The organism is Pleionea sp. CnH1-48 (assembly GCF_024124665.1).
Taxonomy (GTDB): Bacteria; Pseudomonadota; Gammaproteobacteria; order Enterobacterales; family Kangiellaceae; genus JAMXSB01.
Genome location: NZ_JAMXSB010000002.1, coordinates 521635 through 546626, shown reverse-complemented (window position 1 = coordinate 546626; position 24992 = coordinate 521635). Strand labels below are relative to the sequence as shown.

28 protein-coding genes are annotated in these 24992 nt (G+C 43.9%); 22 read left to right on the top strand and 6 right to left on the bottom strand.

Annotation, left to right across the window (positions count from 1 at the left end):
• Window positions 1-233: 233 nt before the first annotated feature.
• Complete coding sequence (locus NH399_RS04905; protein ID WP_253037351.1) at window positions 234-1316, top strand: 4-phosphoerythronate dehydrogenase; 1083 nt, start codon at window positions 234-236, stop codon at window positions 1314-1316.
• 20 nt (window positions 1317-1336) lie between these two features.
• Here NH399_RS04905 and NH399_RS04900 read toward each other — a convergent pair whose 3' ends face one another.
• Both NH399_RS04900 and NH399_RS04895 read right to left on the bottom strand, forming a co-directional pair.
• Window positions 1337-2467, bottom strand: a complete 1131-nt coding sequence (locus NH399_RS04900) for a sensor domain-containing diguanylate cyclase (RefSeq protein ID WP_253037350.1) — start codon at window positions 2465-2467, stop codon at window positions 1337-1339.
• 9 nt (window positions 2468-2476) lie between these two features.
• Window positions 2477-2926: a hypothetical protein gene (locus tag NH399_RS04895; protein ID WP_253037349.1), complete on the bottom strand. Its 450-nt coding sequence runs from the start codon at window positions 2924-2926 to the stop codon at window positions 2477-2479.
• 343 nt (window positions 2927-3269) lie between these two features.
• Here NH399_RS04895 and NH399_RS04890 point away from each other — a divergent pair, with 343 nt between their 5' ends.
• Window positions 3270-3491 (top strand): hypothetical protein, encoded by a 222-nt coding sequence (locus NH399_RS04890; RefSeq protein WP_253037348.1) that lies wholly within the window; start codon window positions 3270-3272, stop codon window positions 3489-3491.
• Here the strand turns inward: NH399_RS04890 and NH399_RS04885 are convergent.
• Window positions 3488-4417 carry a LysR family transcriptional regulator gene (locus NH399_RS04885; RefSeq protein ID WP_253037347.1) on the bottom strand — a complete coding sequence of 310 codons (930 nt, stop codon included), beginning with the start codon at window positions 4415-4417 and terminating at the stop codon, window positions 3488-3490. The two genes, NH399_RS04890 and NH399_RS04885, sit on opposite strands and share 4 nt — an antisense overlap.
• A 109-nt stretch (window positions 4418-4526) precedes the next feature.
• On the opposite strand from NH399_RS04885, the gene leuC reads away from it, so the two are divergent.
• The 5 genes from leuC (at window position 4527) to NH399_RS04860 (ending at window position 10189) form a co-directional block, all read left to right on the top strand.
• Entirely contained in the window at window positions 4527-6002 is a 1476-nt protein-coding gene (leuC, locus tag NH399_RS04880; RefSeq protein WP_253037346.1) for a 3-isopropylmalate dehydratase large subunit, read from the top strand.
• Window positions 6002-6667, top strand: coding sequence for a 3-isopropylmalate dehydratase small subunit (gene leuD / locus NH399_RS04875; RefSeq protein ID WP_253037345.1), 666 nt, complete (start codon window positions 6002-6004; stop codon window positions 6665-6667). Before leuC ends, leuD begins: the two co-directional genes overlap by 1 nt.
• A gap of 18 nt (window positions 6668-6685) precedes the next feature.
• The gene (gene leuB / locus NH399_RS04870; protein WP_253037344.1) at window positions 6686-7756 is read left to right on the top strand and encodes a 3-isopropylmalate dehydrogenase; all 1071 of its coding nucleotides are present in this window, start codon (window positions 6686-6688) and stop codon (window positions 7754-7756) included.
• A gap of 505 nt (window positions 7757-8261) precedes the next feature.
• Window positions 8262-9467 carry an RNA ligase RtcB family protein gene (locus NH399_RS04865; protein WP_253037343.1) on the top strand — a complete coding sequence of 402 codons (1206 nt, stop codon included), beginning with the start codon at window positions 8262-8264 and terminating at the stop codon, window positions 9465-9467.
• 191 nt (window positions 9468-9658) lie between these two features.
• A complete protein-coding gene (locus NH399_RS04860; RefSeq protein ID WP_253037342.1) occupies window positions 9659-10189 on the top strand; it encodes a hypothetical protein in 531 nt (176 codons plus the stop codon).
• 36 nt (window positions 10190-10225) lie between these two features.
• Here NH399_RS04860 and NH399_RS04855 read toward each other — a convergent pair whose 3' ends face one another.
• Both NH399_RS04855 and NH399_RS25825 read right to left on the bottom strand, forming a co-directional pair.
• On the bottom strand, window positions 10226-10513 hold the full coding sequence (locus tag NH399_RS04855; protein ID WP_253037341.1) for an EscU/YscU/HrcU family type III secretion system export apparatus switch protein: 288 nt from the start codon (window positions 10511-10513) through the stop codon (window positions 10226-10228).
• A 2-nt stretch (window positions 10514-10515) separates the two neighbouring features.
• Window positions 10516-11970, bottom strand: a complete 1455-nt coding sequence (locus NH399_RS25825; protein ID WP_253037340.1) for a flagellar hook-length control protein FliK — start codon at window positions 11968-11970, stop codon at window positions 10516-10518.
• A gap of 227 nt (window positions 11971-12197) precedes the next feature.
• On the opposite strand from NH399_RS25825, the gene ccmA reads away from it, so the two are divergent.
• The 13 genes from ccmA (at window position 12198) to NH399_RS04785 (ending at window position 22413) form a co-directional block, all read left to right on the top strand.
• Entirely contained in the window at window positions 12198-12827 is a 630-nt protein-coding gene (ccmA, locus tag NH399_RS04845) for a cytochrome c biogenesis heme-transporting ATPase CcmA (RefSeq protein ID WP_253037339.1), read from the top strand.
• Complete coding sequence (ccmB, locus tag NH399_RS04840; protein ID WP_253037338.1) at window positions 12827-13489, top strand: heme exporter protein CcmB; 663 nt, start codon at window positions 12827-12829, stop codon at window positions 13487-13489. Before ccmA ends, ccmB begins: the two co-directional genes overlap by 1 nt.
• A 5-nt stretch (window positions 13490-13494) precedes the next feature.
• Window positions 13495-14229, top strand: coding sequence for a heme ABC transporter permease (locus NH399_RS04835; RefSeq protein WP_256489287.1), 735 nt, complete (start codon window positions 13495-13497; stop codon window positions 14227-14229).
• Window positions 14226-14447 (top strand): heme exporter protein CcmD, encoded by a 222-nt coding sequence (ccmD, locus tag NH399_RS04830; RefSeq protein ID WP_253037336.1) that lies wholly within the window; start codon window positions 14226-14228, stop codon window positions 14445-14447. The genes NH399_RS04835 and ccmD overlap by 4 nt, the downstream gene beginning before the upstream one ends.
• Window position 14448: 1 nt before the next feature.
• Window positions 14449-14889, top strand: a complete 441-nt coding sequence (gene ccmE, locus NH399_RS04825; RefSeq protein ID WP_253037335.1) for a cytochrome c maturation protein CcmE — start codon at window positions 14449-14451, stop codon at window positions 14887-14889.
• A 26-nt stretch (window positions 14890-14915) separates the two neighbouring features.
• Window positions 14916-16877 (top strand): heme lyase CcmF/NrfE family subunit, encoded by a 1962-nt coding sequence (locus NH399_RS04820; protein WP_253037334.1) that lies wholly within the window; start codon window positions 14916-14918, stop codon window positions 16875-16877.
• 26 nt (window positions 16878-16903) lie between these two features.
• On the top strand, window positions 16904-17464 hold the full coding sequence (locus tag NH399_RS04815; protein ID WP_253037333.1) for a DsbE family thiol:disulfide interchange protein: 561 nt from the start codon (window positions 16904-16906) through the stop codon (window positions 17462-17464).
• A complete protein-coding gene (locus tag NH399_RS04810; RefSeq protein WP_253037332.1) occupies window positions 17461-17910 on the top strand; it encodes a cytochrome c-type biogenesis protein in 450 nt (149 codons plus the stop codon). The genes NH399_RS04815 and NH399_RS04810 overlap by 4 nt, the downstream gene beginning before the upstream one ends.
• A gap of 5 nt (window positions 17911-17915) precedes the next feature.
• Complete coding sequence (ccmI, locus tag NH399_RS04805) at window positions 17916-19151, top strand: c-type cytochrome biogenesis protein CcmI (protein ID WP_253037331.1); 1236 nt, start codon at window positions 17916-17918, stop codon at window positions 19149-19151.
• Between the two features lie 261 nt (window positions 19152-19412).
• Window positions 19413-19844 (top strand): hypothetical protein, encoded by a 432-nt coding sequence (locus NH399_RS04800; protein ID WP_253037330.1) that lies wholly within the window; start codon window positions 19413-19415, stop codon window positions 19842-19844.
• A 33-nt stretch (window positions 19845-19877) separates the two neighbouring features.
• The gene (locus NH399_RS04795; RefSeq protein ID WP_253037329.1) at window positions 19878-20738 is read left to right on the top strand and encodes a DUF692 domain-containing protein; all 861 of its coding nucleotides are present in this window, start codon (window positions 19878-19880) and stop codon (window positions 20736-20738) included.
• A complete protein-coding gene (locus tag NH399_RS04790) occupies window positions 20731-21495 on the top strand; it encodes a DUF2063 domain-containing protein (protein WP_253037328.1) in 765 nt (254 codons plus the stop codon). The genes NH399_RS04795 and NH399_RS04790 overlap by 8 nt, the downstream gene beginning before the upstream one ends.
• A 204-nt stretch (window positions 21496-21699) precedes the next feature.
• Window positions 21700-22413: a VacJ family lipoprotein gene (locus NH399_RS04785; RefSeq protein ID WP_253037327.1), complete on the top strand. Its 714-nt coding sequence runs from the start codon at window positions 21700-21702 to the stop codon at window positions 22411-22413.
• Between the two features lie 263 nt (window positions 22414-22676).
• On the opposite strand, the gene NH399_RS04780 is transcribed toward NH399_RS04785, so the two are convergent.
• Complete coding sequence (locus tag NH399_RS04780; RefSeq protein WP_253037326.1) at window positions 22677-22982, bottom strand: PilZ domain-containing protein; 306 nt, start codon at window positions 22980-22982, stop codon at window positions 22677-22679.
• Window positions 22983-23271: 289 nt separating this feature from the next.
• Here NH399_RS04780 and NH399_RS04775 point away from each other — a divergent pair, with 289 nt between their 5' ends.
• Window positions 23272-24498, top strand: coding sequence for a SpoIIE family protein phosphatase (locus tag NH399_RS04775; RefSeq protein WP_253037325.1), 1227 nt, complete (start codon window positions 23272-23274; stop codon window positions 24496-24498).
• Window positions 24491-24988, top strand: a complete 498-nt coding sequence (locus NH399_RS04770; RefSeq protein WP_253037324.1) for an STAS domain-containing protein — start codon at window positions 24491-24493, stop codon at window positions 24986-24988. The genes NH399_RS04775 and NH399_RS04770 overlap by 8 nt, the downstream gene beginning before the upstream one ends.
• Window positions 24989-24992: the final 4 nt, after the last annotated feature.

The following is a 24992-nucleotide window of genomic DNA, read 5'->3' as shown; positions in this document are numbered from 1 at the left end:
TGGTAGAATATCGGCGTATTGTATCTAAAAGTAGCTTAGCGATGCCAGTAAATTGCTGAAATATACCCGTCGCCTTTCAAGTTGCAGCGCTGATGTTCAAGTTGCAGCGCTGCGCGCGCTCACCCCAATCACTTAGTGTATCTAAGCTCAGGGGATTCACTTGCTGGCCGCCTACCTGCACCTTGAAATACTTTGGGTATAGCTGCTTTAAGTAGAATGTAAACAGGTGATTTTTGAACATAGCGATTGATACTGCCATTCCAGGAAGAGACGAATTGTTTGCTAGGTTAGGTAAAGTGATACCTTTTACGCCTGGTGATTTGAAGCGTGGCGATTTAGCAGAGGTTGACGCTTTGATTGTACGATCGGTCACCGCGGTTAATGAATCTTTGTTAAAGGATACGCCTGTTCGTTTTGTCGGTACGGCGACCATAGGCCGTGACCATCTCGATGAACCGTGGTTGCAGAGCGAATCCATACCGGCTGTATCGGCACCGGGTTGCAATGCCGTCGCCGTCGTGCAGTATGTGATGAGCGCAATGGCTTATTATGCGCTTAAAGTTCGGCGTCCTATCCAGGAATTTCGCCTGGGGATTATTGGTATGGGGCAAATTGGTTCTCGTTTAGCCAGTGCTTGTTCGTCGTTAGGAATTTCTTATTCATATTACGATCCTGTGCGTTACGAAACTCATCAGAACAATGACGCTTTAAAACGCTTACTTGAGCAAAGTGATGTGGTGAGTGTCCATGTGCCATTAACCCGCGATGGTGCTTATCCTACTTTGGCAATGATCGATCAGTCCTGGTTTGACATAATGAAAACGGATGCCTTATTGATCAATTCATCTCGCGGAAAAGTAATCGTAGAAAGCGCGTTGCAAAATTGGATGCGACAGGGAGGGCAAGCGGTTCTCGATGTTTGGCCTGAAGAACCCGCGATTGCCGCTGATTTATTGCACAATGTCTTGCAGGCAACACCCCATATAGCTGGCTACAGTCTGGAAGGAAAATGGAAAGCCAGTTACCACTTATATGAGCAACTGGCGCAGAGTTTTAATTTGCCTGCTGAGCAGCAATGGGCGGCATTGTTACCACCAACAGAAGTATTGTCTTTATCATCAGCTTCGTTAGAGCAACAGTTGTTATCCAGCTACAGAATTTATGACGATCATCAATTGCTGATTGAAAGCTATGAAAAACAAGGACCGAGTGGGTTTAGCCAACTGCGTAATCAATATGTTTTTCGTCGCGACTATCGCGGACAATGTTGGCAGGGAGAATATGCTGAGCAACTGAATTCGTTAGCCTTGCTTTAATGGAGCAAGGTTAACTAGTCTTAGTCTAGCTGTAAGACTTCAAAAGGATGCCACGAACAACGATTGCGGCCGTTATCTTTTGCTCGATATACCGCTTTATCTGCACATTGAATAATGCTTTGAACCACTTGTTCCTGGCTGCTGTTTTCGTGGGTTGGATCCCAGGTTGATGCGCCAATAGAACAAGTGATTTTAAATGAGTTCTGTTTATCGCTAACTAAAGTTTGTTGTTCTACTTGTCGACGGATCCTTTCGGCAATGTCTTGAGCTGTTTTTCTATCGGCGCCAGGTAATAGAATGGCAAATTCTTCACCGCCAAAACGCGCCAGTAAATCCGTTGTTCGTAAAATAGGCTGAATGACCTGGGCTACTCGTTTAAGTGTTTTGTCTCCCGTATTATGACCGTGATAATCGTTGATCTGTTTAAAGTGATCCAGATCGATAAACAGTACAGATAATGGCGTTTGTTCTCTTTCTGAGCGAGCCACTTCTCGTTCTAACCATTGATACAAACAGCGACGATTTTTGGTTCGAGTTAAAGGATCGATCAAACTCAAATGTTTAAGCTTGTCTACATTGACCATGTTTTCTAAGCAGATAGAACATATTCTAGCCAGGTGATCCAAAAAATCTGTCGACATTTCTGGGCTGAATCTTTGGCTATCGTAGCTACCAAGATGGTAACTGCCAATCAATAAGCCTTGTCGGATTAATGGCAACATGGCAATGCTTTCTACATATTTTTGATCTGGAAACAATTGGCGCGAAAGAAAAATATTTTTTTGCCTGAGTTGAGTTTTAAAACCGTAGCTGAACAAGTCTTCTAGCTCGATACTATTAGAAAAAAAGTGTATGTCGTCGAGTTTAAAACTGGGATAAATTTCTTTTATCAACTCTTGAATATTATGATCCGAATCAAGCAAAAACAAACTGACGCAATCAATTTTGAAGCGACTTTTAAAACTATCGAGTAGACACTCAAAAAGAGAAGGCAGTGAGTCAGCCTGCAACAAAGCCAGCTCCAGTTGCTGAAACTTAATCAGTGCTTGTTCATTGGTTTGTGCTTTTTCGATCAACTCCTGAAGGACTTTTTTCAGACGTTGATTTTCAAGTTTTAGATGGTCATCATTCGTGTGCGATAATAAGGCCATAACGACAGGCTAAGCTCGCTTTTTGGTTTTGCAGGGTGTCTTATAGCGCTCGCTGTAATGAATGGATTCGCAACCGTACTGAGTCGCAGAATGACTTTTGATACGATCACTTTCTTCTTTAAAGCGAATAAAAAATGCTGTGGACTGACCGGCAATCTGGTTCTCCTTAAGAATGGCACATACACGCGCCATAGCGTAGATAGATTGAGATATATCATGATTTGAGAAAGTGATAAATTGGACCAGAATTTCATGGGCCTGATTGGCGGTGAGGTGCTTGCTTTTAAGACCGTGAATGAGGTGGGTAATCAGGTTTTGTTCGATAGAGCGCAAGTGTTCTGGTTGAATCTTGTTCTGTTTAAGCCAAGCTTCATACTGTTGCTCACAAAAGACAACGGAACCATCGGTAAACTCATGCGCCAGCATGAGCTGCATAAGCGAATCTGCTAAGTTTTTCATACCACAATACAACTTAATAAGAGTGACATGAGCTGATAGTAGACGCTAATGGAAGCATAGGTATCTCAACTGAGCAATTTCTCCGACAAGCGGTAATAAAAGGCGAAAAGTTGAGAACTCATTCAAATTTTGTTTTTTGCACACTATACTGTAAATAGAGTGCTTAGGTGTGACAGAGCCTTTGATTAGATTTTGTCAGATAGCACTTACGTCTGTTGGAAGTGTTGTTGAAGATTGATAAACTGCGCCCCAGCTTGAATAAGCATCAAAGAGCCTGCGTTATCAATCATACTGTTGGGCTTGAACAGGAACCAGTTAACCTACTGATAGTGACTCCATTTTCATGAGTGATGTTAAAGAGACCGAAGAAGTTCAATGGACCGATATGGCATTCGATGAGCGTCGTTTTGATGACGATGATCGACGTTCTGGTATCGACCGCCGTCAGGTGCGAGGTCAGGCAATGACGATTCCTGATATGCGTATGGGAACTGAGCGGCGTTCGGGTACTGATCGCCGAAAAATGGTACGTCTGACCATTACAGGACGTGCTATTGATATTTAACCTGTTGCGTCAGCGTCGGTTAACAATAAATCAAGGAAGGCTTTAGCGGCATTCGACATGGGACGTTTTTTATGATGAATAAGTCCCAATGTTCGGTGCAGTTTAAATTCATCTTCAAAAAGCTGAACTAATTGATTGTTCTCTAAGGTTTTTGGCAGAACGCCCCAGCCAAGGCCACATTCCACCAATGTTTTTATGGTCTCTAGATAGTTCCCTGTTTTTATCTGCGGTAAGGGGATGTCGTGTTCATTAAAATAGCGAATGATACTGGTGCGGGTGAAAGTAAATTTATCAGGGAATATCACTGGGTAATCCGACAATACCTGAAGTCCTTTATTGGTATGAGATGCCAGCTCGTAATCGTGAGCACAAAACAGACCCAATTGATCGTTCCAAATAGGGTAATGTTGCAATTGAGGATGATTAAAAGACGGTTGATTGTCTTCGGGCAGCGTTAATACCGCCAATTCGATGTTGCCTTCTAGCACACCTTGCCAGGCTTCTTCTGAATCCATAAATTGAATATTCAAATCAATACCTGAGTGTTGCGCTAATAACGCTTTAATGATTTTGGGCAGTCTATGCAGGCCAATGTGGTGCCCTGTAGCCACTTGCAACGGTCCTGCAATGGCACCGGATAAATTCCGCACTTTTTGTCGAGTAAACTCCATTTGCTGCACCAGTTGCTGAGCTTCTTTCAGCAACAACTGCCCTTCGGCGGTGAGCTGGATATTGTGACCGACACGATCAAACAGACGACATTCAAGGCTTTTTTCTAATGCCGCGATGCGCTTGCTAATGGCCGGCTGTGTCAGGTGCAATTGTTCGGATGCGGTTGTAAAGGAGTGGTGGGTGGCCACGGCAATAAATGACTTTAGAGTTTTTGCGTCCATAACACTCGAGGTCGTAAGAAAGGAATATGTCATAAGTTTATTCTATTCCTAAGTGGAATGAAATATATAAAAATAATGAATTGGAGTTATTTTTGAGGTTGCAGTAAGCTCGAATCATCATAAGAACTTAATTGAGGCGACAATGAGCAACGAGACCCAATCGCATTCTCTACAGAATTCTCCACAGACGAATTCTCCACAGACACTCTACGACAAACTGTGGCAGCAACATTTGATCAGCGAAGAAGACGATGGTACGGCCCTGATTTATATTGATCGACAGCTGTTGCACGAGGTGACTTCGCCACAGGCGTTCGAAGGTTTGCGTCTGGCGCAACGTCAGCCCCACAGGGTGTCTGCTAATCTGGCTGTGCCTGATCATAATGTACCGACAAAAGATCTGGAGCTGGGTATTACGGACCCAGTGTCGCGATTACAGGTAGAGACACTCGAAGCAAATTGTCGCGATTTTGGGATTACCGAATTCGGGCTGGGCGATAAACGCCAGGGTATCGTGCATGTTATGGGTCCAGAGCAGGGAGCTACCTTGCCCGGCATGACCATTGTGTGTGGCGATTCTCACACGGCGACTCATGGTGCTTTTGGCGCTATGTCCTTTGGTATTGGTACCTCCGAAGTTGAGCATGTGCTGGCCACCCAATGCCTACGGCAAAAAAAGATGAAGAACATGCTGGTGCGAGTGGATGGGCATTTGAACCCGGGTGTGACGGCTAAAGATCTGGTGCTGGCGATTATCGCGGATATTGGTACAGCGGGTGGAACGGGTTATGCCGTTGAATTTGCCGGAGAAGCCATCGAAGCGCTTTCTATGGAAGGGCGCATGACCGTCTGCAATATGGCCATCGAAGCGGGAGCTCGTGTCGGCGTTATCGGTGTTGATGACAAAACCTTAGAGTATGTTAAGGGACGTCCATTAGCGCCAAAAGGTGAGCTTTGGGACCAAGCTGTTAGCGCTTGGCGAGAGTTGGTGTCTGATGATGGTGCACGCTTCGACAAAGTCGTACTACTTGATGCGACGACTATCGAACCTCAAGTCTCCTGGGGAACATCGCCAGAGATGGTCATACCCGTAAAACAATCGGTGCCCGATCCGCAAAAAGAATCCGATTCGGTCAAGCAGCAGGGCATGGACCGAGCACTTGAGTATATGGGCTTAACGGCTAAACAGTCTCTTGCGGATATTCCGTTGAACAAAGTATTTATTGGTTCCTGCACTAACTCTCGTATCGAAGACTTACGTGTGGCCGCCGATGTGGTGAAAGGAAAGCAGGTGGCGTCCAGCATAGAGCTGGCCATTGTGGTGCCTGGCTCGGGCCTGGTAAAAGAACAGGCAGAGAAAGAAGGATTAGATAAGATTTTTACCGATGCCGGGTTTGAATGGCGTCAACCTGGATGCTCAATGTGTCTGGCAATGAATGCCGATCGATTGGCTCCAGGTGATCATTGCGCGTCGACATCGAATCGTAATTTTGAAGGTCGACAAGGGCAAGGCGGACGGACCCATTTAGTCAGTCCTCCCATGGCTGCCGCAGCGGCTATAGCTGGGCATTTTGTTGATGTTCGTGAATGGTTAGTGGCAGCAGAGGAGGTAGCCTGATGGAAGCATTTAAAGAGTTTTGCGCAAAGGCGGCTCCACTTGATAGAGCCAACGTGGATACCGATGCGATCATACCCAAACAATTTCTTAAATCGATTCGTCGTTCGGGGTTTGGCCCTTATTTGTTTGATGAGTGGCGTTACCTGGACCAGGGCGAACCAGAGATGGATTGCAGCCAACGGCCACTGAATAGCGACTTTGTGCTTAATCAGGATCGCTATCAAAATGCGCAGGTGTTGTTAGCCCGACAAAATTTTGGCTGTGGTAGTAGCCGTGAACACGCACCCTGGGCGTTGGCTGACTATGGATTCAAAACCATCATCGCTCCAAGTTACGCCGATATCTTTTTTAACAACTGTTTTAAAAATGGTATTTTGCCCATCGTTCTTGATGAAGAAACCGTCGATCAGCTTTTTAAAGCCTGCGTCGAAAATACAGGCTTTGAAGTGACGGTGCTTTTATCTGAGCAGCAATTGAAATTCAGCCATCCTTTGGCAAACGGACAAACAACCCTTGCTTTTGATGTCGAACCCGGACGTAAGCATTGCTTATTAGAAGGCTTAGACGACATCGGTTTGACGTTGCAACAAGCCGACAAGATTAAACAATTTGAAGCCAAACACCGGGAGCAAGCGCCCTGGGTGTTTGCGACAATCGCCAAATAGTGAAGGAGTTTTTCACCCATGACTCAATCTGTTTTAGTATTACCTGGTGATGGTATCGGCCCAGAAATTGTTGCTCAGGCCAAGCGAGTGTTAGAGCATTTGCAACAGCATCATGGTTTGGATGTTACCCTGGAAGAAGCCTTAGTGGGCGGCGCTGCCATTGACTCGACGGGCATTCCTTTACCTGAAGAGACATTGCAAAAAGCAAAGTGTGCTGATGCTGTTTTACTGGGGGCTGTTGGAGGCCCTAAATGGGAAGCTCTGGATATTTCTATTCGACCAGAAAAAGCCTTATTGGGTTTACGCTCTCAATTAGAATTATTTGCCAATTTGCGGCCTGCTGTTTTGTATCCGCAGTTGGCTGAGGCATCGAGCTTAAAAGCTGAGTTAGTTGCAGGTTTGGATATTCTCATCATCCGAGAATTAACGGGCGGAATTTATTTTGGTCAACCGCGCGGTGTCAGTGAAGTCAATGGCGAGAAAGTCGGCGTAAACACCTATGTTTATAGCGAGTCTGAAATTCGTCGAATTGCTCATGCCGGATTTAAAGCCGCACAAAAACGTAACAAGCGTTTATGTTCTGTCGATAAAGCCAATGTGCTTGAAGTCACCGAGCTGTGGCGAGACGTTGTGACCGAAGTCGGTAAAGAGTATCCTGATGTTGAGTTAAGTCACATGTATGTCGATAACGCTGCGATGCAGTTGATTCGCGAGCCAAAGCAATTTGATGTGATAGTCACTGGCAATATGTTTGGTGATATTTTATCGGATGCCGCAGCCATGTTAACAGGCTCTATTGGTATGTTGCCATCGGCGAGTCTCGATGCTAATGGCAAAGGTATGTATGAGCCTATTCATGGATCGGCACCAGACATTGCTGGCGGTGGAGTTGCGAACCCTCTGGCTACCATATTATCGGTGGCCATGATGTTGCGGTTTAGTTTGCAGCGAGCCGATTTGGCCGAACAAGTAGAAAAGGCTGTTGGTGTTGTATTGGATCAGGGATACCGCACTGCCGATATCGCTGCGGGTAACGAAAGTGTGAACACGCAGGCAATGGGGGATGCGGTGATTGCAGCTTTAAAATAATTGTTTTCGAGTGTGAGTGTAAAAAAGCCTTGGTGGAAAACATCAGGGCTTTTTTCTTGGGTTTCTGCTTGCTAATAAAATTTAACGAATTATAATGCGTCCAATTATTGTTATTTGCCACGGGAGGCGAACTATGAAATCTACTTATTTAACTTATAAGATGTTGGGCCATTAATTCCTTTTGATTGAATATATCCGTCGCCTTTCAAGGTGCAGCGCTATTGTTCAAGTTGCAGAGCTGCGCGCACTCACCCCAATCACTTAGTAAAGCTAAGCTCAGGGGATTCGCTTGCTGGCCGCCTACCTGCACCTTAGAATACTTTGGGTATAGATACACAACTCATTTAAATTATTTGTTCTAACTAAGGAACATCATTTTTTATTGAGACAAAAGATCGACATCCTTAGGGCTCGACATTGTTATTGCTATTGATTATCAACTGACACAGGATCTGTAGAGATTGAGTGCAGTTGTTTTGAAAACTATTCAAATGGAAATTTTACAATGGGCAATGTCATTAAAACAATTGAACATTCTAATAATAAAACGGCTCGTATCATTATCTCTGATAAAAACTGGTTAGAAACCACGGCTGTTGAACAACTTAAAAAAACACTAGAGTTACCAGGCATGTGTTGTGGCATCGGTATGCCCGACTTGCATCCTGGTAAAGGCCAACCAATTGGCGCTGCGTTTGTGAGCAACGGTATTGTTTATCCTCATTTAGTGGGCAGTGATATTGGCTGTGGTATGGGGCTTTGGCAATTGGAGCAACCAGCCCACAAAATAAATCTATCTCGTTGGGAAAAAAAGTTAAGCCAACTCAATGACGATACCCCCTTTAATGAGCAAGCTTTTGTTGAAGCTTTGTCTTGCGAGGATTCTGACGATTGGTGGCAGTTTGCTAACGAGCGCATGGGAACCATTGGGGGCGGTAACCATTTTGCTGAAATTCAAAAAGTTGAGACAGTGTATGATAGTACTTTGTTTGAGTCTTTGAATCTAAAGAAGTCTGCGGCTGTGCTATTGGTTCATAGCGGTTCTCGCGGTCTTGGTCAATGGATATTACGTCAGCATGTTGACCAGTATGGAGCAAAAGGGCTTCTTGCAAATGAACCGGAAGGTCTGGAGTATTTGCGTAAGCATAACTTTGCTATTCAATGGGCTGAGTGTAATCGACGAGCCATTGCTCATCGAATGATGACTCAGTTATCCGTTGAAGGTGAAAGAGTTTTAGACATTACTCATAACAATGTTGTTTCAATGGAAGAAGATGAAGCTAAGCTAATGATGCCATATCATGAGTCAACTAAGGATAATTGGATTCATCGAAAGGGAGCCACACCGACGGACAAGGGGATGGTTATGATCCCCGGATCTCGTGGCACTTTAAGTTATCTGGTTAAGCCACTAGTTGAAAACTCCGAGGTAATGGCTAAAGCCGGATTTTCTTTAGCTCATGGCGCAGGTCGTAAGTGGAAGCGCAGTGAATGCAAAGGGCGATTGAGACCACGTTTTCATGCGAATCAGTTAACCACAACAGAGTTGGGTAGCAAAGTGATCTGCAAAGATCGTGAGTTACTTTATGAAGAAGCTCCGCAAGCCTACAAAAAAATTGATCGAGTGATAGATGATTTGTTGGAAGCTGGATTAATCAAACTGGTTGCTGCATTCCGACCAATCATTACCTACAAAACAACAAAAGCCTGAATCAGAAAGCCGTGTTTTTACGCGGCTTTTTGTTGATTTAAAATAATTGCTGCCCAATATGTCAAAATAATTTACATGATTCACTCCTTTTATCTCAATGCCACAAAAAACAACAATGACAGTTTTTCTTCTCAAGATTTTATGATGTTATAGGGAGGGTACATTGATGAAAGTTTACAAGGAGAAATACAATGAGAAAAATATTAGCCACTCTATTTGTTTTTTGCGGGATGATGGGACAGGTATTGGCAACGCCTATTATGCCAGATCCTAATGATGACGATATTTTTATGGTTACGGGAAGCCCTAATACCTACTACGATAGTAACGGTAACTACATTAGTCAGGGAGTAGGAATGGGGTTACATGCTCAGGATGGGTACTACATTGCAGATATCTGGCTCACCTGTAATGGCGATAATATTACGATGAATGACTTCTTTCATTTTAATTGTGACGGCTCTGTTAACAAAGCGCTGGATTACTTTAAAGGTTGGTCGAATGTACTCACTTTTTTTGATGTGATAGGAGATTATAATTCGGGTAACTTTGAGTTCACCAGCCTGGGAGCCTATGTAGAAACCTGGTATCACGTTCCTCAACAACCATTATCTGCTGATTATACGATTATGTATCAGGTCGCAGCGATTCCCGAGGCTAATATGTTTATGCTGTTTATGTTCGCTTTGTTTGCAATGGCCATTCAGCGTCGTAGATGCTGATATTTAGATATCAATAACGCCAGCATTGCGCTGGCTCTATTCTTTTTTATTAATGAAGTTCTCCGGAGCTTTTTCTTGTAGCATGTAGGCAAAGGCAATCACTTTGGCCACCGCAAGATAAAGTACTTCGGGTATTTCATCACCCAGTTCTAACTGTGACAAAACATCCACAAGCACCGGATCTTCATGAATATAAACATCGTGTTCTTCTGCGATGCGAATAATATCTTCTGCTAACAGGCCTTCACCTTGTGCGACAATCTTGGGAGTGTTTTTTCCGTCGTACTGTAATGCGGATGCTTTTGAAGTTTTGTCTTTATCCACGGTTATACCTTAAATTCAATAATATGTTCGCCTGAGCTTGGCGTTAATAGTGGTGATGCATTACCTGTCTGAGAGTCAAGGCTATCTACTTTAACTCCTGCTTCCTTGAGTTCTTCTTTTAGTTGGTTGATGTGATCCATAAACAGTTGCTGTGTTTGTGGTTGTTCGGCAATAAAGCGTACCGAGAAGCGATCGTTAACCAGCTGTACTATGGCTTTAATCGGCCCTAAGTTTTCAAACTCGAAGCGAATGGTGACACTCCATTTTTTTGCGGACTTTTTATCGGAGTTTTGTGGTTCTCTTTCAATCATCATTTGAATTAAGGAGACTTGTTGATGGTGAAGAAAGGGAAACTCCGTAAGCCATTGGGTAGTCGGTGTGTTATCTGCAACCACATTTTGGCTTTGTACCCACCGTACTCTCGAGAGAGAAGCTTCAATTTTGTCATTTAGTTGCAGCAGGATTTCTTTTATCTGCTGAGGTTCCATGGATGTTCCTGGCGAAGCTTTTGTCGGCAGATTTGCGAGCAGGTTACTCATGGCGTTGGTAAGCGGTTTAGAAAATAGTTTTTCGGCTCTACTAAAAGTGTCTGGCGAAGTTTCTAGCAATGTTTTTATTTGCAGCAGGTTTTGTTTCCAGTCCTGTTTGAGAGTATTTACTGGAGTCGCGGACTGGCTGAGAGTCGCGAGTTTACTTTCGTTCCAGTGGCCACTCGCCGTCACTGCTTCCTTAATCGTTTGAGAAGTTAAGTTATTAGAAGACAAGGTTTGATTGAGCATAGTATCAACAAATAAACGGACTAATTGTAGTTGTAAATTGTTCGATGCGACATGAGAGGTGTTTTGTTGAAATTGTTTCAGTTGGCTCAACAGCTGCGTAGGGGATTGTTGTTTGGGAAGATCATGACGGGCAATTTGTTGAAGTGTTTGTCGCTTAAGAGCTAGAGAGCTCGTCTGTGATGTTAAAGCATTGGTCGATAGGTTCGCGGGTGTGTTTGTTCCGGAGGAGGGATTTGTTGCCGAAGTTTTGGTTGCTACTAATGCCTCGCTATTTGGAGCTGATCTGGGAGCAACACGTTGAAAATACTTTTGAGCATGGGATTGTTCAATCAGACGTGTTAGCAGCTGCAATTGTTCTTTGGGTAACGCTTGATTAGGCGTGCCAGCCGTCACCAACTGAAGGCTGACGGCACTGTTGTGCAGTTTTGGGATCACAGCCAGTTGTAATGCTGGGCTTAAGCTTTTTAATTGATTGAACAATTGGGCGTTGGTTAATGGGATTTTGAGCAAAGCGTTTAATCTGGGCAAAGCCAGTTTTAGCTCAGGTGGCTGGGCGTTGAGAGTGACTGAGCCGTTTAGGCGTTCGCCTTCGAAACGACGCAACGCTTGAAGAATTCCCCCTGGTGCCGAATCGGAGGGTTTTTGCGGCGTTAAGCTTGGAATCGTTTTATCAGTCACAGTTTTGAGGCCGCTTCTGGTTTATCATGAGTTCTACTTAAGTTATCGGCCTCACAATAGCCAACTCAAGTGTGAAAGTAACGTGCAATTGCAGTAGTCGTGCTTATTTTTTGGGCGCCATGTGCGACAATCTCTCGCAACAACTCAAAACAAAATCATTAGCTAAAACAATGGCTTTATATTAGTATAGCGCCACATTTGGCAGTGACCGGAAAAACGGGAAGGGGATGTATTCAGAATTTACCCTTAAGTGTGACAATCTGGCCTTAATTCGTGGTGAGCGTTTGTTATTTAAACAAGCTGCGTTCGAATTAACCAATCGTCAGGTCCTGCATATTCAAGGTGCCAATGGCACCGGCAAAACCAGTCTACTGCGTGTTCTATGCGGTATTATCGAGGCTGACGAAGGTGAGCTGCATTGGCAGCAGCAGCCGATCGAACAGACTCGACAGGATTTCTATCTGAATACCATCTACCTCGGCCATCAGCTTGGTGTTAAAAAGGCAATGACGGTAGAAGAAAACCTCGCTTTTTATCAAGCTATGCGTCCGCAGTCGCTTTCTGTCTCTATCTCTGAAGCCATTGCACAAGTGGGTTTGGCTGGGTTTGAGCAGCAATGGGTGGCTAATTTATCTCAGGGGCAGAAGCGTCGAGTGAGTCTTGCTCGACTATTGCTGGAGTCTGCCCCTTTATGGATTCTGGATGAGCCATTTGTGGCTTTGGATGTGAAAGGCCAAAGTTGGCTGGCTCAACACTTTGAAGCACATCGTGAACGTGGTGGCTCTATTATTTTTACATCTCATCAGCCTGTTGAGCTGGCCTGTGATGTGCAAAAACTCGTCATAGGAGCTCAGTGATGCTGGGGTTACTTATTAAACGAGAAATTCGGCTACTATTACGCCGAAAAGCAGAATTGCTGAATCCACTGTTTTTCTTTCTGGTTGTGACCACCATGTTTCCATTGGGGATTTCTCCCGAAGCGAAAGTGTTAAGTACTCTGGCCCCAGGTGTGCTGTGGGTGTGCGTGCTCCTGTCGTTATTATTATCTCTCGATGTTTTGTACCGCGAAGACTTTGACGATGGCAGTCTGGTGCAGTTATTAATGTCGGGAGCATCAGCAGCCAACATCGTATTAGCCAAATCCATAGCAAACTGGTTGTTTTGTGCGCTACCCCTGATTGTGATGTCACCGCTTTTATCCGTCATGTTGCACCTTCCATCTGACGCTTTGGGCGCCCTGATTGCGTCACTACTCGCCGGAACGCCAGTGTTGTGCCTGCTTGGCGCTATTGGCATGAGTCTTACTGTTGGCTTGCGACGTGGCGGTATACTATTGGTGTTGTTGGTATTACCCTTGTATATTCCTGTATTGATTCTCGGCACTATGTTGGTTTCCGCAGCCAGCATGGGCCACAGCTATTTACCTTTGTTATTACTGCTTATAGCGGCCAGTGTTATGAGCGTATCCTTGGCACCCTGGGCGGCAGGGGCGGCTTTAAAAGTATCTGTGAGTGAATAAAATCTATGTGGACTTGGTTTTATAAGTTAGGTTCGCCTAAATGGTTTTTTGAGATGTCTAACCGTTGGCAACCGTGGGTGTTTGGTTTAGCAATGATTGGTTTGGTGGGAGGCTCCTATTGGGGGTTGTTTATTGCACCACCGGATTATTATCAGGGCGATACTCAACGTATTATGTATATTCATGTGCCATCGGCGTATTTGTCGATGTTTGCCTATTTAATGATGGCGATTGCGAGCGCCATTGGCCTCATCTGGCGCATGAAGATGGCTTATATTGTGTCGGTTAGCTGTGCACCTATTGGCGCTGCTTTTACCTTAATGGCATTGATTACGGGTGCTCTGTGGGGCAAACCTACCTGGGGCACCTACTGGGAATGGGATGGTCGCATGACCTCCGAGCTGATTTTGTTGTTCCTCTATATCGGCTATATGGCGCTGCATTATGCGATTGAAGACACCCAGAAAGCCGACAAAGCGGCGGCAATTTTGGCCATTGTTGGGGTAGTGAATCTACCCATCATTCATTTTTCGGTAGAATGGTGGCATAGCCTGCATCAAACAGCATCCTTGTCCAAGCTAGAGAAGCCTTCTATTGACGAAGCCATGTTATGGCCTTTGTTAGTCATGATTACGGCATTTCAGGTATTTTTTGTTGCGGTTCTGATGCCCAACATTCGCAATCACATTTTGTGGCGAGAAAGGGATACGCGCTGGGTTAAAGAGGAGGTGAGCTCATGAATCTATTCAGTCTTTTAATGATGACGACAGAAGAGGCCAGTCAGGGCATTCCTTATAACCCAGAACATTGGTTTTTTGTCTGGTTATCCTATGGCATTGTAACGGCTTTGGTTATATTGTTGATTGTTGGTCCGGTAGTCAGACGCAAACAAGTTAATCAGTCGCTCAAGTTGTATTACCAACGTAAGCAGTTGTTGGATAAAGAGCAGGGGGTTTAGTATGAAAGCACATCGTCAACAACGTCTCATTGCCATTATCGCCACTATCATTGGCGTGGCTATCGCCTTATCTTTAGTTATTTATGCGTTAGGGCAGAATGTAAATCTATTCTATTCTCCTGCACAAATTGCCGCTGGTGAAGCACCTATTGAACGTACTATTAAAGTAGGCGGTCTGGTGTTGCCGGGTTCAGTAAATAGAGAAGAAGGTACATTGAATGTTGCCTTTACCGTTTCTGATAATGCTGCGACTTTGCGTGTACACTTCTCCGATATTTTGCCAGATCTGTTTAAAGAGGGTCAGGGCATTGTTGCTACAGGTATGCTGATGCACGATGGCAGTTTTAAAGCGACTTCCGTTTTGGCAAAGCATGACGAAAATTATATGCCACCAGAAGTCGCAAAAGCACTCGAAAAAGCTGGTCACCCTATAAAAAAATAAAAAGCAGGATACCTTAAGAGCAAAATATGATCATAGAGCTGGGTTTTTTTAGTTTAGTGTTTGCGCTCATGGTAGCGCTGTTTCTTTTTGTGCTGCCTATGATTGGCAGCATGTATGCTCAGAGCAGTTTAATTCGCTTTGCTCGACCCGCTGCACTGGTATTGTTTGTATTGGTACTCGGGTCGTTTTTGGCGTTGGTTTATGGTTTCTTAACGGACGATTTCACCGTCCGTTATATTTATATGCATTCCAATTCTCGCTTACCTGATCCATTAAAAGTTTCAGCTGTTTGGGGCGCGCACGAAGGCTCTATGTTGTTGTGGATCCTTATGTTGACAATGTGGACGGCTGCGGTTGCTATTTTCAGTCGCCGTTTGCCTGACGTTGCCGTTGCGCGTGTATTGAGTGTGATGGGATTCATAACCTCTGGTTTTATTGCCTTTGCCGTTTTTACTTCTAATCCTTTTGAGCGCGTTTTGCCTTACTTCCCAGTTGATGGCAATGAGCTTAATCCACTGTTGCAAGACTTTGGACTGATTGTGCATCCTCCTATGTTATACATGGGCTATGTCGGATTTTCTGTTGCCTTTGCTTTTGCTATCGCGGCGTTACTCAGTGGCGAATTAGATAGTACCTGGGCGCGTTGGTCACGACCTTGGACGACAGCGGCCTGGGCATTTTTGACCGTTGGTATTGCGTTAGGTAGTTGGTGGGCGTATTACGAATTAGGCTGGGGTGGCTGGTGGTTCTGGGATCCGGTCGAAAACGCATCCTTTATGCCCTGGCTAGCGGGGACGGCTTTGATCCACAGTTTAGCGGTGAGCGAAAAGCGTGGCACCTTTAAAACCTGGACGGTATTTTTGGCGTTAGCGACCTTTAGTTTAAGTTTGTTAGGTGCTTTCCTGGTTCGTTCTGGTGTCATTACATCGGTACACTCTTTTGCCCAGGACCCTGTTCGTGGTCTCTACCTGTTAATCTTTCTTGGCATTGTGGTATCGGCTTCATTATTGCTGTTTATCTTCCGTGGTGGGGTGGTTAAGTCTACAGGTAATTTCGAAGCGCCGCTCTCTCGCGAATTCATGTTATTAAGCAATAATATTTTACTTTGTCTGGCGCTATTAGTGGTTTTCTTGGGTACCTTGTTCCCACTGTTTATGGAAGCCTTTGCTGATCAAAGTGTATCGGTTGGACCGCCGTTTTATAATTTGGTGTTCCCTATCGTGATGGCTCCATTGCTTATTTTGATGGCGATTGGTCCTTTGCTTCATTGGAAAAAATATTCCGCTGGCAAGTTGATTAAGCAGCTGCGTTGGATATTCCTGATTGTGATCATTCTGGCTATTGGGTTTTATGCTTTATACATTCCTAATGAAACCAAAGCGGTCTGGATCGGTTTGCTGTTATCTTTCTGGGTGATCTCTGGCTTGCTTTACGACATTATGGACAAAGCAAAAAACAGTCGTTCTCTTGTGACCGGATTGCGCAAATTAAAGCCTTCGTTTTGGGGAATGCAACTGGCTCACCTGGGGATTGCTGTGTCGACTATTGGCATCATGATGGTGACCTTTTTCAGCGAAGAAACTCTGGTTCGATTAAAGCCTGACGAAAGTTTCCGTATGGGACAATATGAGTTTACCTTCCGTGGTATTCGTAATCTTGAAGGGCCTAACTATTTAGCGACTCGTGGAATCTTCGAAGTGACCGATGGCCATGAGAATTTTGCCTTATTCCCTGAAAAACGGCAGTATCTGGCATCACGTCAGGTTATGACAGAAGCCGCCATTGATCCTGCTTTAATGCGGGATGTGTATATTTCATTAGGTGAACCCCTTGATAATCAAGCATGGTCGGTTCGTATTTATGTGAAATCTTTTGTTCGCTGGATCTGGCTTGGCGCTATCTTTATGGCCTTGGGAGGGTTCTTAGCCATTTCTGATAAGCGATACCGTTTAAAAGCTCGCCGTAAAGAAGCGCTGGCTGCGGCATAAATTGAATTTAAAAAAATAAGAAAGCGATGACTGTAGAACACGAAAAAAAACAATCAAAAGTGGTGACCGCAGGTATACCGGTTTTTATTTTATTAGCGTTATTGTGGTTAGTTTTTTTCACCGCATTAGATGATGATAAAACGGTGATTCCTTCACAACGTCAGGATCGCGTGTTACCGAATTTCTCTGCTCCTTTGTTATTGAATCCTGAACAGAGTGTCTCATCGACGCGACTTAGAGGTGAGTATCGTTTACTTAATGTTTGGGGTTCTTGGTGTCCAAGCTGTTATGCAGAACATCCTTTCTTTATGGAGTTGCAACAAGAAGGGGTAAAAATTGTCGGTATCAATTACAAAGATACACGAGAAAAGGGCATTCAGTTTTTAAAACAACTGGGTGATCCCTATGAGTTTACTTTTTTTGATCCTAAGGGACGAATTGCTATCGAAATGGGCATAACCGCAGCGCCAGAAACTTTTTTAATTGATAAAGAAGGCATTGTTCGTGCGCATCGTATTGGCGCAATGGATCGAGATATCTGGCAGCAGCAGTTCTTACCCATTATCAATGAGGAGCAAACACCATGAGAATAGGATGGTTGTTTTTGATGTTGGTTGTATCGGCCTGGGCTTGGAGTGAGCAACAGGAAGTCCGAGAATTTGTAAATCTGGATCAGCAGGCGCGTTATCAACAATTGATTAATGAGATCCGTTGTCCTAAATGCCAAAATCAATCCATTGCTGACTCAAACGCTGGAATTTCAGAAGACCTGCGTGATTTGATTTACGAAAAAATCATGGCGGGAGAGTCTGATGAAGCGATTGTTGCGTTTTTAACAGAGCGCTACGGTGATTTCATTAGCTATAAACCAAGCATGCGTGGAGCCAATCTAATTCTTTGGTTTGGTCCATTCTTATTTATTGCTCTGGTGTTGCTTGTTATTTTTGCCCGTACTCGCAAAGCGACCAACGTTGAGTTGTCGGTAGAAGACGAAGAGCGATTACAAAAACTGTTATCAGAAGAAGAGAAGTAGCCTCAATGTTGTGGATTTATTTAGCGATAGTATCTTTGGTCAGTATTGTTTTATTAGCATTACCCTTAAGAAAAGTTCGCAAGAGCTCTGCGGATGTTCATCGCTTGTCTCTTAATAAAGCGGTGTATCAAGATCGTCTGAAAGAACTTGAAAATGATCGAGAGCTACAACAGTTGAGTGAAACTGAATTTGAAGCACTGAAACAAGAGTTGAAACTCACCTTACTGGAAGACGCAGAACGGCAGCATGAAATTAAAAACGCATCGGATCACAGCAGCCTTTATTGGATAACGCTGGGTATTATCCCTATCTTGGCCTTGGCGATCTATTTTACGGGTGATAGTTGGACTCAATATCAACATTGGCAGCAACTTAAAGAAGAAGCCGCAGCCAACAAAGATGATCCAGAATGGTTTAATTCTATGACTTATGGCGACGTTTTATTGATGTTGCGAACGCAATTAGATGAGCGTCCCAGTGATACCAAAGGATGGATGTTTTTAGGCTCGGTGCTTATTGATGCCAAAGCAAAAGAAGAAGCTTATAAGGCATTTGAGCGTGCTATAGCGATTAATAAGACAGACATTGCGCCACGTATGCAGTTTGCCCAAATATTATTAAAGCTGGGTGGCGATGAAGATATTAAACGTGCTGAACATGAGTTAAAAACCATCTTAACGATACAACCAGAGCATCAAGCCGCACGATTAATGGTGGGGTATGTTCGCTTTCAACAGCAACAATATCAGCAGGCCATTAACATTTGGCAACAATTAATTGATGAGCGTAATGCTGCAGGTGTAGAAGGTGGAGAAGGGCTAAAAATGCTTCAAGCCCAGATTGCTCAGGCAAAGGTCAGGTTGGAGCAACAAGCTAACCCAGAGGTTATCGAGGGAGATAAACTGACATTGAATATTGCGCTGGCTCCTGAGTTTAAAGGCACTGTAGCACCTAATCTGCCAGTGTTTATAAGTGTAAAGGGAGACGATGGAAGCCCTGCACCCGTGGCGGTTAAGCGTATTACGGTAGCTGATTTACCTGTTCAGATGGTGTTAACGGATCGCGATGCGATGATGCCAGGCAGAGTGATGAGCTCGATGAATGAATTGACCGTTCAGGCGCGAGTTTCTTTTTCGGGAGTGGCCAAAAGTCAGCCCGGTGATTTGTCATCTCAAAAAATTATTCTGTCAAAAAATAAACGCTCTAACGCGATTTCTTTGTTAATCAACGAAAAACTCTAGCCAATTGAGTCACTTACTTTGTATTTTTGTGACAACGTACTACATTTTATCTGACCCTAATAGGTAAATTATGGGGGCTTCAATTCAGCTCCCTGAACCCGGCAGGATCTGATTGATGATTGGCATCGTAAAGACCTATTAGAAAGCCACCTTAAATAAAAATTTATGTAACAAAGGTGGCTTAGGTCTGTCATTAGGAATAACCACTTCGAATATTTTAGAAATCGGTTATTTTTTGTTAACTTTTGGAGATAGATTGTTATGAACAAAGATATGAATAAATTGGCTGCGTTAGTTGGTGCATCATTAGCGGCTTCTTTAACAGTGACTTCTGCTAATGCAGATGCTAATCCTTTCGGTTTAACAGACATGTCAGGTGGTTACCAGGTTGCAACTCTTGGCGAAGGCAAGTGCGGCGAAGGTAAGTGCGGCGGCGACAAGAAAGGTAAAAAAGAAGGTAAGTGCGGCGAAGGCAAATGCGGCGGCGACAAGAAAGGTAAAAAAGAAGGTAAGTGCGGCGAAGGCAAATGCGGCGGCGACAAGAAAGGCAAAAAAGAAGGTAAGTGCGGCGAAGGCAAATGCGGCGGCGACAAGAAAGGTAAAAAAGAAGGTAAGTGCGGCGAAGGCAAATGCGGCGGCGACAAAAAGAAAGGTAAAGAAGGTAAATGTGGCGAAGGTAAGTGTGGCGGTTAATTCATAGACTGCTAGTTCTTAGATACTAATCTAATGACATCTACTTATCCCGTTAGTGGCTCTGGTCTTGGTCTCCGCCGTGATTTGATGGCGGAGATGGCCGAGAGCCATCTTGACCCTGTTTCTTTTATGGAAGTTGCACCCGAAAACTGGATTGGCATTGGCGGTCCGATGGGGCGAGACTTCAAAAAGTTTACCGAACGATTCCCTTTTGTATTCCACGGCTTGTCTTTATCCATTGGCAGTCCTGCGGGGCTTGATACCGCACTGGTCAAAGCCATTAAGCAATTAATGGATGAGCACGGCGTAGAGTGCTATACCGAACACCTAACCTATTGCAGTGACGATGGTCATTTATACGACTTAATGCCGATTCCTTTTACCGAAGAGGCCGTGCATTATGTGGCTGATCGTATTCGTCAGGTTCAAGATATTCTTGAGCGTCCTATTGCGATGGAAAACGCGTCTTATTATGCGGCACCTCACCAAGAAATGTCAGAGATTGACTTTATTAATGCTGTGATCGCAGAAGCGGATTGCCAGCTTTTGCTGGATGTTAATAATATTTACGTCAACTCCATTAATCACCGTTACGATCCTGTTGAGTTTCTTAAATCCATGCCAGGCGATCGCGTAGTCTATGGGCACATCGCCGGACACTATGATGAGGCGGATGATTTAAAAGTGGATACTCACGGCGCTGACGTTAAGCCAGACGTGTGGAAACTATTAGAGATTGCCTATCAAGAGTTTGGCGTATTTCCGACCTTGTTAGAGCGAGACTTTAATTTTCCTCCCATGGACGAGCTACTGGCAGAAGTCCAAAAAATTAAAGATATTCAAGATAAAGTGTCTCAATCCTTAATCGCCGAACAGCAGGTCAGCCATGGCTAGTATGCCTTCCTTTCAGCAGGCTCAGTATGAGTTTGCAGCGCATATTCGTGATCCTGAACAAAAAGATAAGCCTCAAGACGTCGAAGAGCGGCGCATGGAGGTTTATCGCAATTTGTTTTATAGCAATGTAGAAGGCTTTATCAAATCTGGCTTTCCGGTGCTGCATTCTTTGTTAGAAGAGGATGAGTGGAACCACCTGGTTCGCACCTTCTTTGCCTCTCACCAAGCGAAGACTCCCTATTTTGCTGAGATATCCAAAGAGTTTGTTTCGTTTCTTGAAGACAATAGGCTTGAGTTGTACAAGCAGTATCCTTTTTTGCCCGAACTGGCTCATTATGAGTGGGTAGAGTTGGCGCTCTATATTGATACCCATGAGATAGATGAGATTGAGCTTGTCGATTCCAACGATATTCTTAACCATAAGTTGGCTTTTTCTCCCGTTGCCTGGCCCTTGGCCTACGAGTTTGATGTGCACCACATCAGTGAGGATTACAGTCCAACAGAAGCGCCTGCCCAGCCTTCGTTTTATGTGGTCTATCGTGATCGAGAAGACGATATTGAGTTTTTGGAGATCAACGCCGTTACTTTTCAGTTGATACAGCTGATTAAAGAGTTTCCTGAAGATAAAACCAGTATGATTCTTGAGCGACTTTGTTCTCAACTGCCTCAATTTGAGGAAGGCGTGATCATGAGCAATGGACTCAATACCATTCTGCAATTGATGCAACGAGATATTATTTTAGGATTAAAGCACTAACCCTCGGCTTTTTGAGTTCAGCTTAAATTCAGTTTTATTTGTTAGTCTGCTGGACTCTAGGCGCTGTTGACCTTTTGGGTCACAACAGAGACAGTCAACGAAAGGCCGACAGCCACTAGACGATGAAATTTGCCGGAGGCTATTGATGACGAGACCTAGCCTCTATACACTGTGTTTAATTTCGCTAATCATTAGAAAAGTAATATGAAAAAAATCATTGCAGGGTTAATGATCGTTGCCCTTTCCGGTTGTGCCTCTACGGGAGATAATCCTGACGATCCCTTCGAAGATGTTAATCGTTCTATCTATGGTTTTAACCGCGCGTTAGATAAAAATGTGCTTCAGCCAGTGGCGAGAGGCTATCAGGCTGTGACGCCAGATCCTGTTGAGACGGGAATTGATAATTTCTTTGCCAACATTGGTGACGTGGGTAATTTCGTTAACAATCTATTGCAGTTTAAGTTGCTGGATGCCACCAGCGATTTAGGGCGATTAGCCGTCAACTCCACACTCGGAGTTGCAGGTTTGCTGGATCCTGCTTCGGCCATGGGACTCGAAAAACACGATGAAGATTTTGGACAAACATTAGGAGCCTGGGGAGTCGGACCTGGCGCTTATGTAATGCTACCATTCTTGGGGCCTTCAACCTTAAGAGATACTGCATCGATTCCTGCCGATAATTATCTAGATCCTCTGTCTTATCTGGACGATCAAACTGCCGAGTATGGTTTAAAAGGCCTGCGTTTGCTAACACGACGTGCCGCTCTATTAGAATTAGAATCACAGTTAGAAAGCGCCATCGATGAATACGCATTTGTTCGTGATGCGTATTTGCAAAACCGTCGCTTTAAAGTGTACGACGGTGATTTACCCTTTGAAGACGATTTTGATTGTGATCCAGAATATGAAGACTGTTAATCCATAGTTATTTCGTTTTTATCTTGAGTAAAAAGGTTTCTTTTATAGAAGCCTTTTTTATTGCCTGATGGTTTTAAAAAGAGTTGATGATTTATCAGAGTGGTGGAGAAGCAGTTAAGCTTTTTAAAAATATTTTGGAAGAAAAATCAGAGGGAGAGAGGGCCACGAGACATCTATGAATAGATATCTTAAATGAATTAAAGCAGGAGCTGTTGAAGCGGGTCTGTTTATTCTCCTGCTTTTTTATTAACGCAATTTAATCGTTAATTGACGTTTCCAATAGAGCCAGCAACATGATAATGACCATCATCAAGTTTGTCTGCACGCATTACGGTAAAATCAGCTTCTAGTGGAGCAAGCTTTGATTGGGTTGAACTGATTTTTACATTCAGTCTTTGCCCAATGTCAAAAGGATTATCTGTAACAAAGGCAACGCCAGTGGCGCTTAAGTCTTTGCTATCTCCTTTAAACGTATTACCAGTGATAGGATCTGTAATTTCAACCGAAGCATCAACGAACATACGGATGTAATCACGCTTTTCTTCATATTCTCTTTGGATCGACGACATAATATATAACCCCAATCAGCTAACGAGTAGTTAACAATCCTTTTGCATAGTAGGTAATTATAGGAATCAGGTCAATCACAATGTTACACTTATATTTGCTCAAAGCCGTGTAATAAAGGGCTTGTAGAGAGGACTAAAAGGGTAAAGCGGTGGTTATAGGCGTTTGCATCGGTTTAGTATGCAAACTGGATACCCAGTTTTTTGCAGCATAATGTAAAAATAAACGTTGAATCACCCTACCATTGTGCTATACAACATTTATACCAAAATAAATTGAGAAGACTTCCAATTGGACACGCTATTCTCAAATAGAAATGACCCATTAAAAAAGGCGGATCAAATTCAAAAAATACTGACAATAGATGATGACGATCTGGTTCGGCAAAGCATTGTTGTTTTTCTGGAAGATTGTGGGTATGACGTCATAGAAGCTGACTGTGGCGAAGACGGCGTTCGGCTTTTTGAAAGTGAACAACCGCAATTGGTTTTGTGTGATCTGAGAATGCCAGGTATGGATGGCATGAAAGTTCTAGAAAACATTACGCGCATTTCTCCTGACACTCCTGTTATTGTGATCTCTGGCGCAGGCTTGATAAACGATGTGGTTGAAGCATTACGTTTAGGTGCCATTGACTATCTTATTAAACCTATATCTGATTTGGCGGTGTTAGAACATGCGGTCGAAGGGGCTTTTAGCAAACAACGGCTAGAGTCTGAAAACTTGCGTTATAAAAAAGAACTTGAAGATGCTAACAATGAGCTACGTTCGCACTTGAATGTTCTGCAGCAAGATCTAGAAGCAGGGCGTCGTGCTCAAGTTCAATTGCTACCACAACCCTATACTCAATTGGGCGCTTATGAGTTTTCTCATACCGTGGTGCCATCCTTAGATTTAAGCGGTGACTTTTTAGATTATTTCGAAATTGATTCACGTTATATCGGATTTTATGTCGCCGATGTTTCTGGTCATGGTTCTGCATCGGCATTTGTCACCATGATGTTAAAAAGTTTATTGAACCAACCCTTACGAGATTATCGAGTTAATCGCGACGACACCATTTTGCATCCAGACAGGGTGTTAAACTTTTTGAACCAAGAGCTCATTAAAGCTAATCTCGAAAAATATGTGACGCTATTTTTTGGTGTTGTCGATACTCATGAGCATCAGCTCACTTATTCTATTGGCGGGCATTTCCCTAGACCTCTATTGATACAGGGAACACAACGACGAATATTGCAGGAGCGAGGGTTTCCTGTGGGTATGTTTGACTGGGTTAATTACGAAAGTCATTCGTTATCGCTGGAAGAGCCTTTTTCGTTGGTTATGTTTTCTGATGGTGTTTTGGAGTGTATTAAGCTTAAAGACGGTGATTTTTCTGAGAGCTCGTTATTGGAGCTGGAACTCGAGCATCACCATCAAGCCTCTGATATCGTCGACTTGTTATCGGTACGGGGCTTGGAACGTTTACCTGACGATGTTTCTATTTTAATTTTGAGAAAACGTGATCATGAATGATTCAAAAATTGAATATGCTGTCATTCAACACCACCATGTGCTGCGCCTAGAAGGCGATGTGCGTTATCAGGATGTCATGCCTTTGCATGAGTTTCTTGAGCGGTTGGAGGTGGATGACCAGCCTTTTATTCTCGATTTGTCCAGGGTTACTTTATTGGACAGTACTGCCTTAGGCATTTTGGCTATGGTGGCAAAACGTTGTCGCAACCAGTCTCTCGACATGCCGGTGCTCTATGTTGTTGATCCTGCGGTTCGAGATATTCTCTTAGGGGTTTGTTTCGATCAGGTGTTTAAGATGACAGGGGAGAACCCATTGTTATCATCAACGGTGGCTGCAAAGCCGCTAGAGCCTGTGCAGCTTTCTTTAGATGAAGTGAGTGATACGGTAAAAGTGGCTCACGAAGAGCTGGCAGACATTGACGAAAAAAATCGTGAGTTATTTAAAGACGTGAATAACTTATTAGCTCAGTTAGGTAGCAAAAGCGCTTAAGCCG

Bases quoted from the DNA above. Each gene is read 5' to 3' on its own strand.
- NH399_RS04900 (WP_253037350.1), bottom strand. From the start codon at position 2,467: ATGGCCTTATTATCGCACACGAATGATGACCATCTAAAACTTGAAAAT.
- NH399_RS04895 (WP_253037349.1), bottom strand. From the start codon at position 2,926: ATGAAAAACTTAGCAGATTCGCTTATGCAGCTCATGCTGGCGCATGAG.
- NH399_RS04890 (WP_253037348.1), top strand. From the start codon at position 3,270: ATGAGTGATGTTAAAGAGACCGAAGAAGTTCAATGGACCGATATGGCA.
- NH399_RS04885 (WP_253037347.1), bottom strand. From the start codon at position 4,417: ATGACATATTCCTTTCTTACGACCTCGAGTGTTATGGACGCAAAAACT.
- leuC (WP_253037346.1), top strand. From the start codon at position 4,527: ATGAGCAACGAGACCCAATCGCATTCTCTACAGAATTCTCCACAGACG.
- leuD (WP_253037345.1), top strand. From the start codon at position 6,002: ATGGAAGCATTTAAAGAGTTTTGCGCAAAGGCGGCTCCACTTGATAGA.
- leuB (WP_253037344.1), top strand. From the start codon at position 6,686: ATGACTCAATCTGTTTTAGTATTACCTGGTGATGGTATCGGCCCAGAA.
- NH399_RS04865 (WP_253037343.1), top strand. From the start codon at position 8,262: ATGGGCAATGTCATTAAAACAATTGAACATTCTAATAATAAAACGGCT.
- NH399_RS04860 (WP_253037342.1), top strand. From the start codon at position 9,659: ATGAGAAAAATATTAGCCACTCTATTTGTTTTTTGCGGGATGATGGGA.
- ccmA (WP_253037339.1), top strand. From the start codon at position 12,198: ATGTATTCAGAATTTACCCTTAAGTGTGACAATCTGGCCTTAATTCGT.
- ccmB (WP_253037338.1), top strand. From the start codon at position 12,827: ATGCTGGGGTTACTTATTAAACGAGAAATTCGGCTACTATTACGCCGA.
- NH399_RS04835 (WP_256489287.1), top strand. From the start codon at position 13,495: ATGTGGACTTGGTTTTATAAGTTAGGTTCGCCTAAATGGTTTTTTGAG.
- ccmD (WP_253037336.1), top strand. From the start codon at position 14,226: ATGAATCTATTCAGTCTTTTAATGATGACGACAGAAGAGGCCAGTCAG.
- ccmE (WP_253037335.1), top strand. From the start codon at position 14,449: ATGAAAGCACATCGTCAACAACGTCTCATTGCCATTATCGCCACTATC.
- NH399_RS04820 (WP_253037334.1), top strand. From the start codon at position 14,916: ATGATCATAGAGCTGGGTTTTTTTAGTTTAGTGTTTGCGCTCATGGTA.
- NH399_RS04815 (WP_253037333.1), top strand. From the start codon at position 16,904: ATGACTGTAGAACACGAAAAAAAACAATCAAAAGTGGTGACCGCAGGT.
- NH399_RS04810 (WP_253037332.1), top strand. From the start codon at position 17,461: ATGAGAATAGGATGGTTGTTTTTGATGTTGGTTGTATCGGCCTGGGCT.
- ccmI (WP_253037331.1), top strand. From the start codon at position 17,916: ATGTTGTGGATTTATTTAGCGATAGTATCTTTGGTCAGTATTGTTTTA.
- NH399_RS04800 (WP_253037330.1), top strand. From the start codon at position 19,413: ATGAACAAAGATATGAATAAATTGGCTGCGTTAGTTGGTGCATCATTA.
- NH399_RS04795 (WP_253037329.1), top strand. From the start codon at position 19,878: ATGACATCTACTTATCCCGTTAGTGGCTCTGGTCTTGGTCTCCGCCGT.
- NH399_RS04790 (WP_253037328.1), top strand. From the start codon at position 20,731: ATGGCTAGTATGCCTTCCTTTCAGCAGGCTCAGTATGAGTTTGCAGCG.
- NH399_RS04785 (WP_253037327.1), top strand. From the start codon at position 21,700: ATGAAAAAAATCATTGCAGGGTTAATGATCGTTGCCCTTTCCGGTTGT.
- NH399_RS04780 (WP_253037326.1), bottom strand. From the start codon at position 22,982: ATGTCGTCGATCCAAAGAGAATATGAAGAAAAGCGTGATTACATCCGT.
- NH399_RS04770 (WP_253037324.1), top strand. From the start codon at position 24,491: ATGAATGATTCAAAAATTGAATATGCTGTCATTCAACACCACCATGTG.